Below are 15,059 nucleotides of genomic sequence, written 5' to 3' on the forward strand. Positions count from 1 at the left end.
TCAGATGAAGCCCTCCTCGTACACCGGCTGCTTCGGAGCGGCCGGGTTCAAACGGGGCACCATGGATACCCGTTCAGCGAATTGCTCCAGCACCGCTGCCGCGAATAGCGCCTGCACGCTGGCATGCAGATCCACCTGCCGCATCCGCGCCAGCAGGCGCACAGCCAGCAGGGAATGGCCGCCCAGCTCGAAGAAGTTGTCGTGTCGGCCTACGCGCTCGACACCGAGCAGTTCCTGCCAGATCTCGGCGATCGCCGTTTCGACCCGGCCGATCGGCGCTTCATAAGCTTGCGTTGCATACGCGTCCACCTCCGGCGCCGGCAGTGCCTTGCGATCCAGCTTGCCGTTGACCGTCAGAGGAAAATCCTCCAGCGTCACGAAGGCGTTCGGCACCATATAGTCGGGAAGCTGCTTCGAAAGCTCCGCACGCAGATCCGCCACGGCAAGCACGCTGCCCGCTTCGGCGCGGAGGTAGGCCACCAGTCGCTTGTCCCCGGGCTGGTCTTCCCGCGCGATCACCACGCTGGCGGCCACACCTGCACACGCGGCGAGCTTCGCCTCGATTTCGCCAAGCTCGATGCGGAACCCGCGGATCTTCACCTGGAAATCGTTGCGGCCCAGATACTCGATCTCGCCGGCCGCGTTATAACGACCCAGGTCGCCCGTCCGGTATAACCGACTTCCCGGCGACCCGAAGGGATCGTCGACGAAGCGTTCGGCCGTCAACGTCGGACGGTTCAAATACCCTCGCGCGACGCCCACGCCACCGATATGGATTTCCCCCGCCACACCGACAGGAACCGGCCGGCGCCGCTCATCCAGGATGTAGATCTGCGTGTTGGCGATCGGACGTCCGATCGGTATCGCCAAGCCGACGTCCTGCGTACGGCAGGCATGGAAGGTGACATCGACGGACGCCTCCGTCGGCCCATACAGGTTATGCAGATGCGCCGTCGACGACGCCAGGAAATCGCGCGCGACATCCGCGGGCAAGGCTTCACCGCTACAGAAGACGTGTCTGAGACTGGTGCACGCCGCCAGGTCCTCGACACTCAGGAACTGCCTGAGCATGGACGGCACGAAGTGCGTCACCGTCACCGCTTCGCCCACGATCAGGTCGCGCAGATCCGCTGGATCCTTGTGCCCGCCCGGCTCCGCCAGCACGATTCGCGCGCCATACGACAACGGCCAGAAGAATTCCCACACTGACACGTCGAAGCTAAACGGTGTCTTTTGCAGAACACGATCCATGCCGTCGAGCCGATAGGCATCCTGCATCCACTGCAGGCGATTCACGATGGCGCCGTGCTCAACCATCACACCCTTCGGGTTGCCGGTGGAGCCCGACGTATAGATGACATAGGCCAGCTGCGTGCTTGAGAGCTCGTCCACCACAGGATCATGTCGGGGTTGCAGCGCCAGGCTTTCGGCGTCATCCAGCAGCACCACCGGCGGCGCGATGTCCTGCAACCGGCGACGCCATGCCTCCTGCGTCAGCACAAGTTTCGGGGCACTGTCCGCCAGCATGTAGCCGATCCGATCGACCGGATAATCCGGATCCAGCGGCACATAACTTGCGCCCGCCTTCAGCACACCCAGCAAGCCGACCACCATCTCGGCGCTGCGCTCGGCATACAGCGCCACCCGATCGTCGGGCTTGATCCCCTGGCCCAGCAGATGATGGGCGAGCTGGTTGGCGCGGGCGTTCAACTCCGCATAGGTCAACTGGCGTTCCTTGAACACCAGGGCGATCGCGTCCGGCGTGCGCCCCACTTGCGCTTCAAACAGCTGATGCAGGCAGCGGATCTTTGGATAGTCCACGGTCGTGTCATTGAACGTCTCCACCACTTGCTGCCGCTCCGCCGCGTCCAGCACGTCCAATTGGCACACGGGGGTGGATGGCGCGTATTCCAATGCGTCGACCAATTGCTCCATGGCCCGATGCAGCATCGCGCACACTCGCGCCGGACCGATCGACTCCTGCACCTGCACCAGCAATTCAAATCCTTCGCCGAAATCGTCGATTGCCAAGGTCAACGGATAATTGGTGCGCTCCTCCGAACGCAGATGGCCCGCCTCCTCCTGCGCACCTGACGGCTTCGACTCCTCGCTGGCCGCGGTATGACGGTAATTCAGCAGCGCACTGAACAGCGGCGCGGGTGCCCGAACACCACTGCAGTTCTGCGCCAGCACCAGCGAGGCGTGCTCGTGGTGCAGCAGCTGGCTGATCAGGCCGTGCACGGCGCGCACGCTGGCATCGACGCTGCTTTCGTCGATGCGGATCCGTACCGGCAGCGTATTGATCCCCAGGCCCAAGGCGTTCTCGCCCTGCATGCCACCGAACAGGACGGTGCCGAACACCACGTCGTTCTGGCCTGACGCCCGCGCGAACACCAGGGCGGTAGCCAGGTGGCAGAGACTTGCCGCGCTCACGCCCAGCGCCCGCGCCCGGGACCGCAGCCGCCGCGCCAGCCCTGCGTCGACCTCGCGCCGAAAATCGACGATGTTGCTGCCGTCGCCATGCACATTGGCAAGGCCGAACGGGATCGTCGGCTCGTCGACGTCGCCGAGCATTTGGCGGAAGAACGCCTCGTGTTCCGACGCGCTCACGCCCAGCCGCGCCTGCGCCACGAAGTTGCGGAAGGGCAGCGCGGGCGGAAGCTCGGCCTGGCGTCCTTGCAGGTAGGCCGCAACCTCCGCCTGCAGGTGCTCCTGCGCCATGTGATCCATGCACAACTGATGCAGCAGTTGCAGGACCACCCATCGGTCGTTGCGCTCGTCATACGCCGCAAACAGCTTGAACAGCGGGGCCTGGCGCAGATCCAGCCGGCATCGCCGCGGATCGAAGCGCGTCCACAGCTGCTCCGCGATATCACCGTCGCTGGCCGACAAGACAGGCTCCTCCACCACCAGCTCGGCCTTTCGCCACACCACCTGGACCGGCTCGGACAAGCCTTCCCACACGACCCCGGTCCGCAGCATGTCGTGGCGGCCGATCGCGAAACGCAACGCGGTCAGGTAACTCTCCAACTGGGCCTTGTTGCCAAAAGTAGAGAGGGACCTCAGTACATAAGGATCGCCATCGGTCGCCAGCATGTGATGGAACAGGATCCCTTCCTGCAGCGGCACTAAGGGATAGATGTCCTGGATATTCGCTGCCCCTCCCGGCACGGTCGCAGCGATCCGCTCGATTTCCGGCGCCGTCAACTCAATCAGCGATAGCATCGCCGGGGTGATCGCCGTCGCGTCTGGCGGGGGCAAGTTATCCGGCACCGCGACGACTTCGGCGTCGCCCGTGGTGGCCGCGGCCAATCCCGACAAGGTCGGCGTCTCGAACAGCATCCGCACGTGGGCATGCAGATCCACCTGCCGCATCCGGGCCAGCAGGCGCACGGCCAGCAGGGAATGGCCGCCCAGCTCGAAGAAGTTGTCGTGCCGGCCTACGCGCTCGACACCGAGCAGGTCCTGCCAGATCTCCGCGATCGCCGTTTCGACCCGACCGATCGGCGCTTCATAGGCTTGGGTTGCAAACGCATCCGCCTCCGGCGCCGGCAGTGCCTTGCGATCCAGCTTGCCGTTGACCGTGAGGGGGAAATCCTCCAGCGTCACGAAGGCGTTCGGCACCATATAGTCGGGCAACTGCTTCGACAGCTCCGCGCGCAGATCCGCCACGGCAAGCACACTGCCCGCTTCGGCGCGGAGGTAGGCTACCAGCCGCTTGTCGCCGGGTTGGTCCTCGCGCGCGATCACCACGCTGGCGGCCACACCTGCACACGCGGCGAGCTTCGCCTCGATTTCGCCAAGCTCGATGCGGAACCCACGGATCTTCACCTGGAAATCGTTGCGGCCCAGATACTCGATCTCGCCGGCCGCGTTATACCGACCCAGGTCACCCGTTCGATACAAGCGGCCTCCCGGCGACCCGAAGGGATCGTCGACGAAGCGTTCGGCCGTCAACGTCGGACGGTTCAAATACCCTCGCGCGACGCCCACGCCACCGATATGGATTTCCCCCGCCACGCCCACAGGAACCGGCCGGCGCCGGTCATCCAGAATGTAGATCTGCGTGTTGGCGATCGGACGTCCGATCGGTATCGCCAAGCCGACGTCCTGCGCACGGCAGGCATGAAAAGTGACATCGACGGACGCCTCCGTCGGCCCATAAAGGTTATGCAGATGCGCCGTCGACGATGCCAGGAAAGCTCCCACGACATCCGCGGGCAAGGCCTCACCGCTACAGAAGACGTACCGAAGACGGGTGCACGCCGCCAAGTCCTCGACACTCAGGAACTGCCTCAGCATGGACGGCACGAAATGTGTCGCCGTCACCGCTTCGCGCACGATCAGGTCACGCAGATAGGCCGGATCCTTGTGCCCACCCGGCTCCGCCAGCACGATCCGCGCGCCGTACGACAACGGCCAGAAGAATTCCCACACCGACACATCGAAGCTGAAGGGGGTCTTTTGAAGAATGCGATCGCTACCGTCGAGCCGATAGGCGTCCTGCATCCACTGCAGACGATTGACGATGGCGCCATGCTCAACCATCACGCCCTTCGGGTTGCCAGTGGAGCCCGACGTATAGATGACATAGGCCAGATGCGTACTTGAAAGCTCGTCCACCACAGGGTCATGTCGGGGTTGCAGCGCCAGGCTTTCAGCGTCATCCAGCATCACCACCGGCGGCGCGACGTCCTGCAACCGGCGACGCCATGCCTCCTGCGTCAGCACAAGTTTCGGCGCACTGTCCGCCAGCATGTAGCCGATCCGATCGACCGGATAATCCGGATCCAGCGGCACATAACTTCCGCCCGCCTTCAGCACACCCAGCAAGCCGACCACCATCTCAGCGCTGCGCTCGGTATACAGCGCCACGCGATCGTCGGGCTTGACCCCCAGACTCACGAGACGATGAGCCACTTGGTTGGCGCGGACATTCAGCTCGTCATAGGTCAGCTGGTGATCCCTGAACACCAGGGCGATCGCGTCCGGCGTGCGCTCCGCCTGCGCTTCGAACAGCTGATGCAGGCAGCGGACTTGCGGATAGTCCACCGCCGTGTCGTTGAACGCTTCCAGCAGCTGATGACGCTCCTCCACGCCCAATACGTCCAGCTCGCACACGGCGCTGGACGGCGCGCGTTCCAGCGCATCGACCAATTGCTCCAGGGCTCGATGCACCATCGCGCACACCCGCGCAGGACCCACCGAGGCCGGCACCTGCGCGACCAGTTCAAAGCCTTCGCCAAGGTCGTCGATGGCCAGCGTCAACGGATAGTTGGTGCGTTCCTCCGAGCGCTGCCCCACCACGCCTTCCCACTGGACTGCCGCCCCCTGCCCTTCGCTGGCCGCGCTATGGCGGTAATTCAACAGCGCACTGAACAGCGGCGCCGGTGCTTGGACGCCGCTGCAGTTCTGCGCCAACGCCAGCGAGGCGTGCTCGTGACGCAACAGCCGGCTGATCAGGCGATGCACCGCGCGCACACTGGTATCGACGCTGCTTTCGTCGATGCGAATCCGCACCGGCAGCGTATTGATCCCCAGGCCCAGGGCATTCTCGCCCTGCATGCGCCCGAACAGGACGGTGCCGAACACCACGTCGTCCCGGCCCGACACCCGCGCAAGCACCTGCGCCCACGCCAGATAGAACAGGCTCGCCGCGCTTACGCCAAGCGCCCGCGCCCGGGACCGCAGCCGCCGCGCCAGCCCCGCATCGATTGCCCGCCGAATCTCGTCGATATCGCTCCCGTCGCCCCGCACATCGGCGAGGCCGAACGGTATCGTCGGTTCGCCGACGTCACCAAGCATCTCGCGGAAGAATGCCTCGTGCTCCGACGCACTCACGCCAAGCCGCGCCTGCGCCACGAAGTTGCGGAACGGCAGCGCGCGCGGAAGCTCGGCCTGACGTCCTTGCAGGTACAGCGCGATCTCCGCCTGCAGCTGGTCCTGTGCCATGTGGTCCATGCACAGGTGATGCAGCAGCTGCAGGGCGATCCATCGATCGCTGCGCTCGTCATAGGCCACAAACAGCCGGAACAGCGGAGCCTGGTGTAGATCCAGCCGGTATTCCCGCGGATCGAAGCGCGCCCATAGCTGGTCGGCGACGTCGCCGTCGCTCGCCGACAAGGCAAGTTCTTCCACCGCCAGCTCGGCCTTTCGCCACACCACCTGGGCCGGCTCGGATAAGCCCTCCCACACAATCCCGGTCCGCAGCATGTCATGGCGATCGATCGCGAAGCGCAATGCGGCCAGATAGCTGTCCAGTTGCGTGCGACTTTCGAAGACCGACAGAGCCCTAACCTGATAGGGGTCGCCTTCAGTCGCCAGCATGTGATGGAACAACATGCCTTCCTGCAGCGGCGCCAGGGGATAGATGTCCTGGATATTCGCCGCTCCTCCCGGCACGGTCGCGGCGATCCGCTCGATCTCCGGGGCCGTCAACTCGACCAGGGACAGCATCGCCGGAGTGATCGCCGTCGCATCCGGCGGAATCAGATTATCTGGCACAACCAAAACGTCAGCGCCACCGCCAATCGCCGCAGCCAATCCCGACACCGTCGGTGTCGAGAACAAGGTCTGCACGTCGGCATGCAGATCCATCTGCCGCATCCGTGCCAGCAGGCGCACGGCCAGCAGGGAATGCCCGCCCAGTTCGAAGAAGTTGTCGTGCCGGCCCACGCGCTCGACACCCAGCAGTTCCTGCCAGATGTCGGCGATCGCCGTTTCGACCCGGCCGACAGGTGCTTCGTACGCCTGCGTCACAAAGGCGTCCGCTTCCGGCGCCGGCAACGCCTTGCTGTCCAGCTTGCCGTTGACCGTCAGAGGAAAATCCTTCAGCGTCACGAACGCGCTCGGCACCATGTATTCGGGCAATTGCCTGGAGAGCGCCGCGCGCAGCTCCGAGACGGAAAGCACGATCCCTGCTTCTGCGCGGATATAGGCCACCAGCCGCTTGTCCCCTGGCCGGTCTTCCCGCGCAATGACCACGCTAGCCGCTACGCCTTCGCAGGCGGCGAGCTTCGCCTCGATTTCGCCAAGCTCGATGCGGAACCCGCGGATCTTCACCTGGAAATCGTTGCGGCCCAGATATTCGATCTCGCCGGCCGCGTTATAACGCCCAAGATCGCCCGTGCGGTACAGCCGGCTTCCCGGCGGCCCGAAGGGATCATCGACGAAGCGCTCCGCCGTCAACTCCGGCTGGTTCAAATACCCCTGCGCAACCGCTGCCCCGCCGACGAAAATCTCGCCCTGCATATAAGCAGGCACCGGCCGCATGGCCTGATCCAGGATATGCACCGCGACATTGGCCACGGGCCGGCCCAATGAAACTTCCCTCAGCGCGCCGTCCTGATCCGTCCGCGCCGGACATTTATATCGAGTCACCGCAATCGCGGTTTCGGTGGGGCCGTACGTATTGAACAGATCGATCCGATCGGCCGCCTTGGCTTGCCATTGCGCCAAGGCCATGGGCGAAGCGCGCTCGCCGCCGATCACCACGCAGCGCAGCATGGGCGGCAAAGGGACATGGTCGAGGTCGACCACGATCTCATGCCAATACGCCGTGGGCAGCATCAGGACCGTAATGCCCATGCGCCCGCAGCGATCCATGAAGTGTTCGCTGGATTCGAGCATCCCTGCGGGACGCAGGACCAGCGTCGCGCCTTTGGCGAACGTGGAGAAGATCTCTTCGAAGCTCGCGTCGAAAGCGATCGAGGCGAACTGCAGGACGCGATCGGAAGGCTCGATGCCGTAATCCTCGCCAGCGCCTACGGCGTAATTCACCAATGCGCCGTGCGACAGCATCACGCCCTTGGGCTGCCCCGTCGATCCGGACGTGTACAGCACGCAGGCAAGCGAGCCGGCATGGCCCGTCGGCGCCAGGTCGGCGCCGCTCTCCTGCGCCATGCTGTCCTGCTCGCGATCCAGATGGAAGACGATCCTGGCCGCGGCAGCCAGGCCCAGGTCGATATCCGACATCGTCAGAAGCATGTCGATCCCGGCGTCTTCGACGATGAAATCGAGACGCTGGACCGGCGTGGCCGGATCGAGCGGAACGCAGGCGCCGCCGGCTTTCAGCACCGCCATCAGCGCCACCAGCATGCCGCTGGATCGTTCGAACAAGATCCCGACCCGGGATTCGGGCCGCACACCGCGTGCCCTCAGAACCCGCGCCAATTGATTGGCTTGCGCGTTCAACTCGGCATAGCTAAGAGCCACGCCGTCCTCTTCGACGGCAACCGCTGTCGGCCGGAGCGCCGCCTGGCGCTCCAGAAATTGATGCAGTTGCGCGATATCGGTGGCTTGCTTCGCCCCCTGCGCCCAATCCATGAGCAGCGCTTCGCGCTCGGCCTCGGTCAGCAGATCGAGCTCGGCGACGGGCCGATCAGGCTCGGCAAGAGCGCCGCCCAGGAAGATCTGAAGCCTTTCTATGAGCTTCCCGATTTCCTGTTGATCAAAAAGATCGCCGTTGAATTCCGTTCTGCCGGTGAGCCCTGCCGGCGTCTCTTCCAGCGTGACCGAAAGGTCGAATTTTGTCGTGCCATTGCCGGTGGAAGGCACATAGGCGCCAAAAGCTCCTTCGAAATGTTCGATATCGGGAGCTTGCTCATCCTCCACCGCCTGCAGCGGCGCATCAGGGCTTCGTTGCTCGGTCGGCGAGTTCAACAACACCAGCATCGTTTGAAACAGCGGCGAGCCGCTGGTATCGCGCGTGATTTGCAGCTTCGGCATTAACTCTTCATAGGGGACGGCACTATGGTCGAACGCTGCCAGGCAGGTGCGCCGGATCTGCTGCAGCAAGTCGCGAAAACTGGCGTTCTTGTCGACACGCACGCGCAAAGGCAGCGTATTCAGGAAAAAGCCGATCAGGCTTTCGGTCTCGACGCGCCCTCGGTCGGAGACGGCCGAGCCGATGATGATGTCGTCCTGCAGGGTGTAGCGGGACAGCAGCGCGGAATAGCCGGCAATCAGTGTCATGAACAAGGTGACGCGTTCCGTCTCGCACCATCGGCGCAGTGCAGCGGAAAGCGCGGGCGGAAAGAAGAAATTGCCGCAGCAGCCGCGCGTCTCCACTTGCCTGGAACGATTCCTGGCCAGATGGAGCACCGGCAATTCACCGCCGAGATGCCCGGCCCAGTAATCGATGTGCGCATCGAGCACCTTCCCTTTCAGCCACTGATGTTGCCAGAGGGCGAAATCGGCCCACTGGATCGGCAGTTCCGGCAAGGGTGAGGGAAGACCGGCGGAAAACGCGGCATAGAGCGCGTTCAATTCCCGGTCCAGCAGCTTCATCGACCAATCGTCGCTGATGATGTGGTGGATGCTCTGCAGCCACACATAGCGCTCTTCCGCCAGCTTGATCAGGCGGATGCGCAGCATCGAACCGCGCGCGAGATCGAATGGCGTTTTCGACTCCTCGAGGATCCGGCGACGGACCTCGGCGGCACGCTCCTCTGCCGTCAGCGACGAAAGATCGACCAGCGGCAGGAGAACCTGCGCCGTGGGTGCGATGTGCTGGACCGGCACGCCGTCGACCGCGGGAAAGCTGGTCCGCAGAATTTCATGCCGCCTGACCAGCTCGTCGACGGTACGTTCGAGCACCGCGGGGTCGATCCGCCGTCCGACCTCGGCCGCGCTGAAGGTGTTGTAAGCCGGCACCCCGGGCTGCAATTGATCGAGGAACCACAGCCTTTTCTGGGAAAAGGACAGCGGGATCGATTCCTCATCTCCCGTGCGGGACTCGACCGGCTTCTCGCCGGAGCCGTGCGAAAGCTGCTGCAGGAGCCGGATGATCTCCGGCTTGCGCTCGCTCAGCTCGGTCTTGAGCTCAGCGGTCAGGACATCGGGCAGCGCCCTGACGCGCAAGGCGCCGTCCTCAAGCCAGAGCTTGATATTGAGGTTCTTGAGAATCCCTAGAAACTGTGCCGTGGACACTACACAACTTCCTCAATGAAATCGCCGCTCAGGCTCGCGTCGACCTGCTCCTGCTCCAAACCGACGGCCTGAATCATCAGAATTTCCTCGGTCATCTCAGCCTGCTTTCTGACAGTGGAGGACTCGTAGATACAGCTCAGCGGGATGCTCATATCCAGGTCTCGATTGATTCTTCCGATCAGCTGCAGGCCGACCAGCGAATTGCCGCCGAGATCGAAGAAATTGTCATCGACGCCGACCTGCTCGATGCCGAGCACCTCCTGCCAAACCGTGGCGATCTGAAGCTCCATGTCGCTTTCCGCCGCGACGAACGCCGTCGCCAGCGCAGGGCGCGGATAGGCGCTTGTCCGGCGGCCGCGCGTCTGCTTGACCGCATTGGAGATATTGGTGACCGAGCAGGTATTGCTGCCGCCGATCATCGCCACCGCGTCCTCGGGTAGCAGGATCATCTGCGGCACATCGAGCGCGAGGATGCGGCGGACGCCTTCCATGCCTTCCTCGAAGCTGATGCCGAACTGCCGGCGATGGCTCCTCATCGCCTCCTGCATCTCCGGCTGGAAGCCCTTCAGGCCTTCGCTCCAAGCATCCCACTGCCATTCGCCGAAGCTGATTGCCACCGTCGCGCCATGCCTGGCGTGATGGCGCTGAGCGAAGGCATCCAGGAAGGCGTTCGCCGCGCAGTAATCGATCTGGCCGGGGCCGCCGCCGGTGATCGCCGCAATCGACGAGACCAGCACCATGAAGTCCAGCTCCACGCCGGAGAAGGCGCGATCCAACGCCAGCGTGCCTTGGATCTTTGGCGCCATCACCTCGGCAACGGCTTGCGCGGTCTTGAGCTGGGTCAGGCCCTGGCCGGGCAGGCCCGCGGCGTGGAACACGCCGTTGATCGCCCCGAATCGCGCCAGCGCCTGGCGCACGGCGTCCTCCATCTGCGCCGGGTCGGCCACGTCCGCGGTGATCATCAGCACCTCGGCGCCGGCCTCGATCAGGCTGCTGACCTTGCGCACGCGCTCGGTCACCCGGTCGTCGTGACCCGCGGCCAGGATCGCGTCCCACTCCTCGCGCGGCGGCAAGCCGGAACGGCCTACCAGCACGAGCTTCGCGCGCTTGGTCCGATACATATGCTCGGCGAAGGCGAAGCCGATGCCGCCCAGGCCGCCGGTGACGAAATAGACGCCCTCCTCCTTCAGGCGCGGCACTTCCTCGAACGGCGCATCGACCTGTACCGGCGCAACGAACGGAATCCAGCGCTGTCCGTCGCGGAACGCGCTGAACTGGTCGTCACCGCCGGACAGGATTTCCGCGGCAAGGCGCGCGCCAAGGCGATCCTCACCCAGAGCCTCTTCGTCGGACGAGAACAGGTCGATGCTGCGGCAGGCGACCGTCGCGAACTCCTGGCGGATAACCTTGCACGGCCCACGCAGCGTGGCCTTGGCCGGATGAATGGTCTCCGTGCCGAGCACCGGCTCCAGGTCGCTGGCGACGATGCATAGCTCGATCGGCGTGTCGGCCAGCCGCTCGCCGATCGCCTGGGCGAGATGGAACAGGCTGTAGAAGCCTGCTTCCATCTGCTCGGCCAGATGGCCGGAAAGATCGGCATCCCACGCTTCGGCGGCCCACAGATGCACGATGCGGCTGGGCACCAGGCTGCGGCGCTTGAGCTCCTTCAGCACCGCGACATAGTCCTCCTTCACGGTGGCGCGCAACGAGATGGACCCATCCTGCGCGACCGCGAAGCTCCTGCCGCGCCACGCCAGCACCGTCTCGATGCCGAGCGGCTTCACCGCCGCGGCGAGCGCGTCGCCAATGCCGTCCGCATCCGCAAAGATCAGCCAGCAGGTGCCCGCCGCAGGCGTGGGCGCCTTCAATGCGCCATCGACGGTCCCGGCAATCTTCCACGACGGCAGATAGAACGAATCGGCCAGCGGCGACTTCTCCGCCTGCGTCAGCAGGCGGCTCGCCAGGGGCACCTCCGGCATGTCTGCGTCGATCCAGTAGCGCTGGCGGTCGAAGGCATAACTCGGCAGCGGGATGCGGCGGCGCTGCTCGCCGGCATGATAGGCATCCCAATCGGGTGCCACGCCGGCAACCCATAGCTTCGCAAGCGCCGCCGTCAGCACCGCCCGGTCGTCGTCCTGCACATAGGTGGTGCGTATGGTCGTGATCGCGGCCGGTGCCTGCCCATGCTCCCGGCCCAGAGCCTGCTGCTTGACCAGCGAGGTCAGGCTCTGCCCCGGCCCCACCTCGACCATCGCCCAATCACCCCTGGCCCACAGCGTGTCGAGGCATTCGGCGAAGCGCGCCGTCCGGCACATATGCCTGATCCAGTACTCGCGATCGGTCGCATCGGCTTTGGTGATCCACTCGCCGGTAACGTTCGACAGGCAAGGCCGTTGCGGCGCATGCAGCTCGACCGTCGACAGCAGTTGCCGCAGCGCATCCGCGGCGCCTTCCATCATCGGCGAGTGGAACGCATGGCTGGTCTGCAGGCGGCGGCTCACCACGTCCTTCGCGGCAAGTGCCGTTTCCAGGGCGGCGACCGACGCGTCCGGCCCGGACACGATCGTGAGATTCGGGCCGTTGCTGATGCCGACCGCAAGGTCGGCCCCCAACATCGGTTCGAGCTTGTCCGCCGGCAGCGGCACCGCCAGCATGGCGCCGCCCGGCAGGTCCGCGATGATCCGCGCGCGACCGGCCACCAGCCGCAGCGCGTCCGGCAGCGACATGACGCCGGCGATCGCCGCCGCGGCGAACTCGCCCACGCTGTAGCCAAGCAGGGCCTCGGGCACGATGCCCCAGCTCATCAGCAAGCGGGCCAGGCAGTATTCGACGACGAACATGCACGGCTGCGCGTACTGCGTCTGGCTGAGCCGCTGGGATGCCTCGTCCTGCGGTGCCTCGCCGCGCAGGAACTGCTTCGCCTTCTCTGGAGTCTTTGCGCCTTCTGCAAAGAGAACGGGCCGCAGATCCAAGCCCAGTTCCGTTTCAAGCAGCTCGAAACAGGTGTCCATTTCCTGGCGGAACACCGCTTCGGTCTCATACAAGCCGGCGGCCATGCCGACGTATTGCTCGCCCGCGCCAGGAAACAGGAACGCCACGGGCCGTTTGCCGGCTCCCCCGACACTGCGGAAGCAACGGTCCGACGGCTGGTCGCGAAGCGCGCGGATCAAATCCTCACGGTCGCGACCCACCACCGCCAGGCGTTCGCCGAACTCACGGCGTCCGTAGTGCAGCGTGAATGCCGCATCGTCGATGCTGATGCCGTCATCCGTGTCCAGGGTGTCGGCCAGGTTCTCGCGCATGGCCTCAAGCGACCCGGCCGTCTTCGCCGACAAGGTCAGGAAGTTCCAGGCCTTGCCGTCCGTCGACGGCGCGGGCGCCGGGCCCTGTTCAAGAATGAGATGGACATTGGTGCCGCCGACACCCAGCGAAGTCACGCCTGCGCGCCATGGCGACGTCGAGACCGGCAGCGCCTGCCGCTGGTTGCTCACCACGAAGGGACTGTTGTCCAGGTCGATCTTGGGATTGGGCCGTTCGAAGTGCAGCGTGGCCGGCACCACGCCGGTCTTCAGCACGTGCGTCGCCTTGATCACGCCAATCACGCCCGCGGCGCGGTCCGTATGGCCGATATTGGTCTTGATCGAACCCAGTGCGCAGAACTGCCGGGCATCGGTGGTTTCGCGGAAGGCCCGGGTCAAGGCGGCGAACTCGATCGGGTCGCCGAGTTCGGTCGCGGTGCCGTGCGCTTCCACATAATGGATGTCAGCGGCGCTGAGCCCGGCATCGTCGATGGCCATCGCCACCACTTCGGACTGCCGTTCGACGCTGGGCGCCGTATACCCGGCCTTGAGCGAACCGTCATTGTTGACGGCCGAGCCCTTGATCACCGCGTGGATGGTGTCGCCGTCGGCCAGCGCGTCATCCAGGCGCTTGAGCAGCACCATGCCGGCGCCGTCGGAGAACACCGTGCCCTGCGCCTTCGCGTCGAACGTGCGGGTGTGGCCGTCCGGGGAACCCTGGTCGCCCTGCACGAACAGGTAGCCGCGCCGATTCGGGGTGCGGAGCGAGATGCCGCCGGCCAGCGCCATGTCGGATTCGCCGGTGCGCAGGCTCTGGCAGGCCAGATGGATCGCCACGCCGGACGTGGAGCAATAGGTGCCGACGGAAAGGCTCGGTCCGTTCAAGTCGAGCTTGTAGGAGATCCGCGTGGCCAGCGAATCCGGGGTATTGGCCAGATGCGTATCGAACGAGTCGATTTCCGCCCACAGTGCGCGATCCAGATACAGGCCGTACTGGTACTCGCTGGGCGCGGTGCCCGCGAAGACGCCGATCGCCCCCTCATAGCGATGCGAATCGTAGCCGGCATGTTCCAGGGTCTGCCAGGCGATCTCCAGCATCAACCGGTGCTGCGGATCCATCACTTCCGCTTCGCGCGGACTGATGCCGAACACGCCCGGATCGAACTGGTCGATATCCGTGACGATGCCGCGAGCCTTGACGTAATCGGGGTTGCGGATAAGCGCCGGATCCACCCCGGAGGCAAACAGCTCGTCGTCGCTGAAGCGGGCCATCGACTCGACGCCGTTGAGCGCGTTGTCCCACAGTGTCGCTACGTCGGACGCGCCGGGGCCGCGGGCGGCCATGCCGATGATGGCGATGTCCGAATGCAGCACGCCACGCTTGCTGCGCCGTGCGCGCTTGAGCGGCACCGGCGGCTCGGCCGCCACCAGGCCCTCCACCCCGCACACGGTCAGCAGATGCTTGCTGATCGTGCTGACGCTGGGCGCCTCGAAGATCAGGATCGGCGACAGCTGAAGCTCGAACTCGCGCTGCAGTTCGGCAAGGATCTGCAGCGAGATCAGCGAATTCCCGCCGAGCTCGAAGAAGTTGTCCTCGAGGCCGACTTGCTCGATGCCCAGCACGTCCTGGAAGACCCGCGCCACCCGCTTCTCGATCTTGTTGCTGGCCGCGACATACGCCGTGCTGATGGCGGGCCGCGCGTAATAAGACAGCTTCCGTTCGCTCCTGGCGCTGGCCGGTGCAGCCTTGCGGTACACCCATTGATCCAGGCGCGCATGCAGATCGGCCGTCGAATTGATCAGGCGGCTGGCCTGCGTCGAGCCCAGCAC

2 protein-coding genes (1 of these 2 running past the window's edge) are annotated in these 15,059 nt (G+C 64.9%); both read right to left on the minus strand.

Annotated features, from left to right (window positions below):
• Entirely contained in the window at positions 1–9,930 is a 9,930-nt protein-coding gene (locus OUZ45_RS14260) for a non-ribosomal peptide synthetase (RefSeq protein ID WP_266170792.1), read from the minus strand.
• A protein-coding gene (locus OUZ45_RS14265) for a type I polyketide synthase (RefSeq protein ID WP_266170793.1) crosses the window boundary here: on the minus strand, positions 9,930–15,059 show its end. Its footprint extends 27,447 nt past the window's final position; only the last 5,130 of its 32,577 coding nucleotides appear in the window; its start codon lies off the right edge, out of view; the stop codon is at positions 9,930–9,932. Before OUZ45_RS14265 ends, OUZ45_RS14260 begins: the two co-directional genes overlap by 1 nt.

This window comes from Dyella subtropica (genome assembly GCF_026283965.1).
GTDB lineage: Bacteria > Pseudomonadota > Gammaproteobacteria > Xanthomonadales > Rhodanobacteraceae > Dyella_D > Dyella_D subtropica.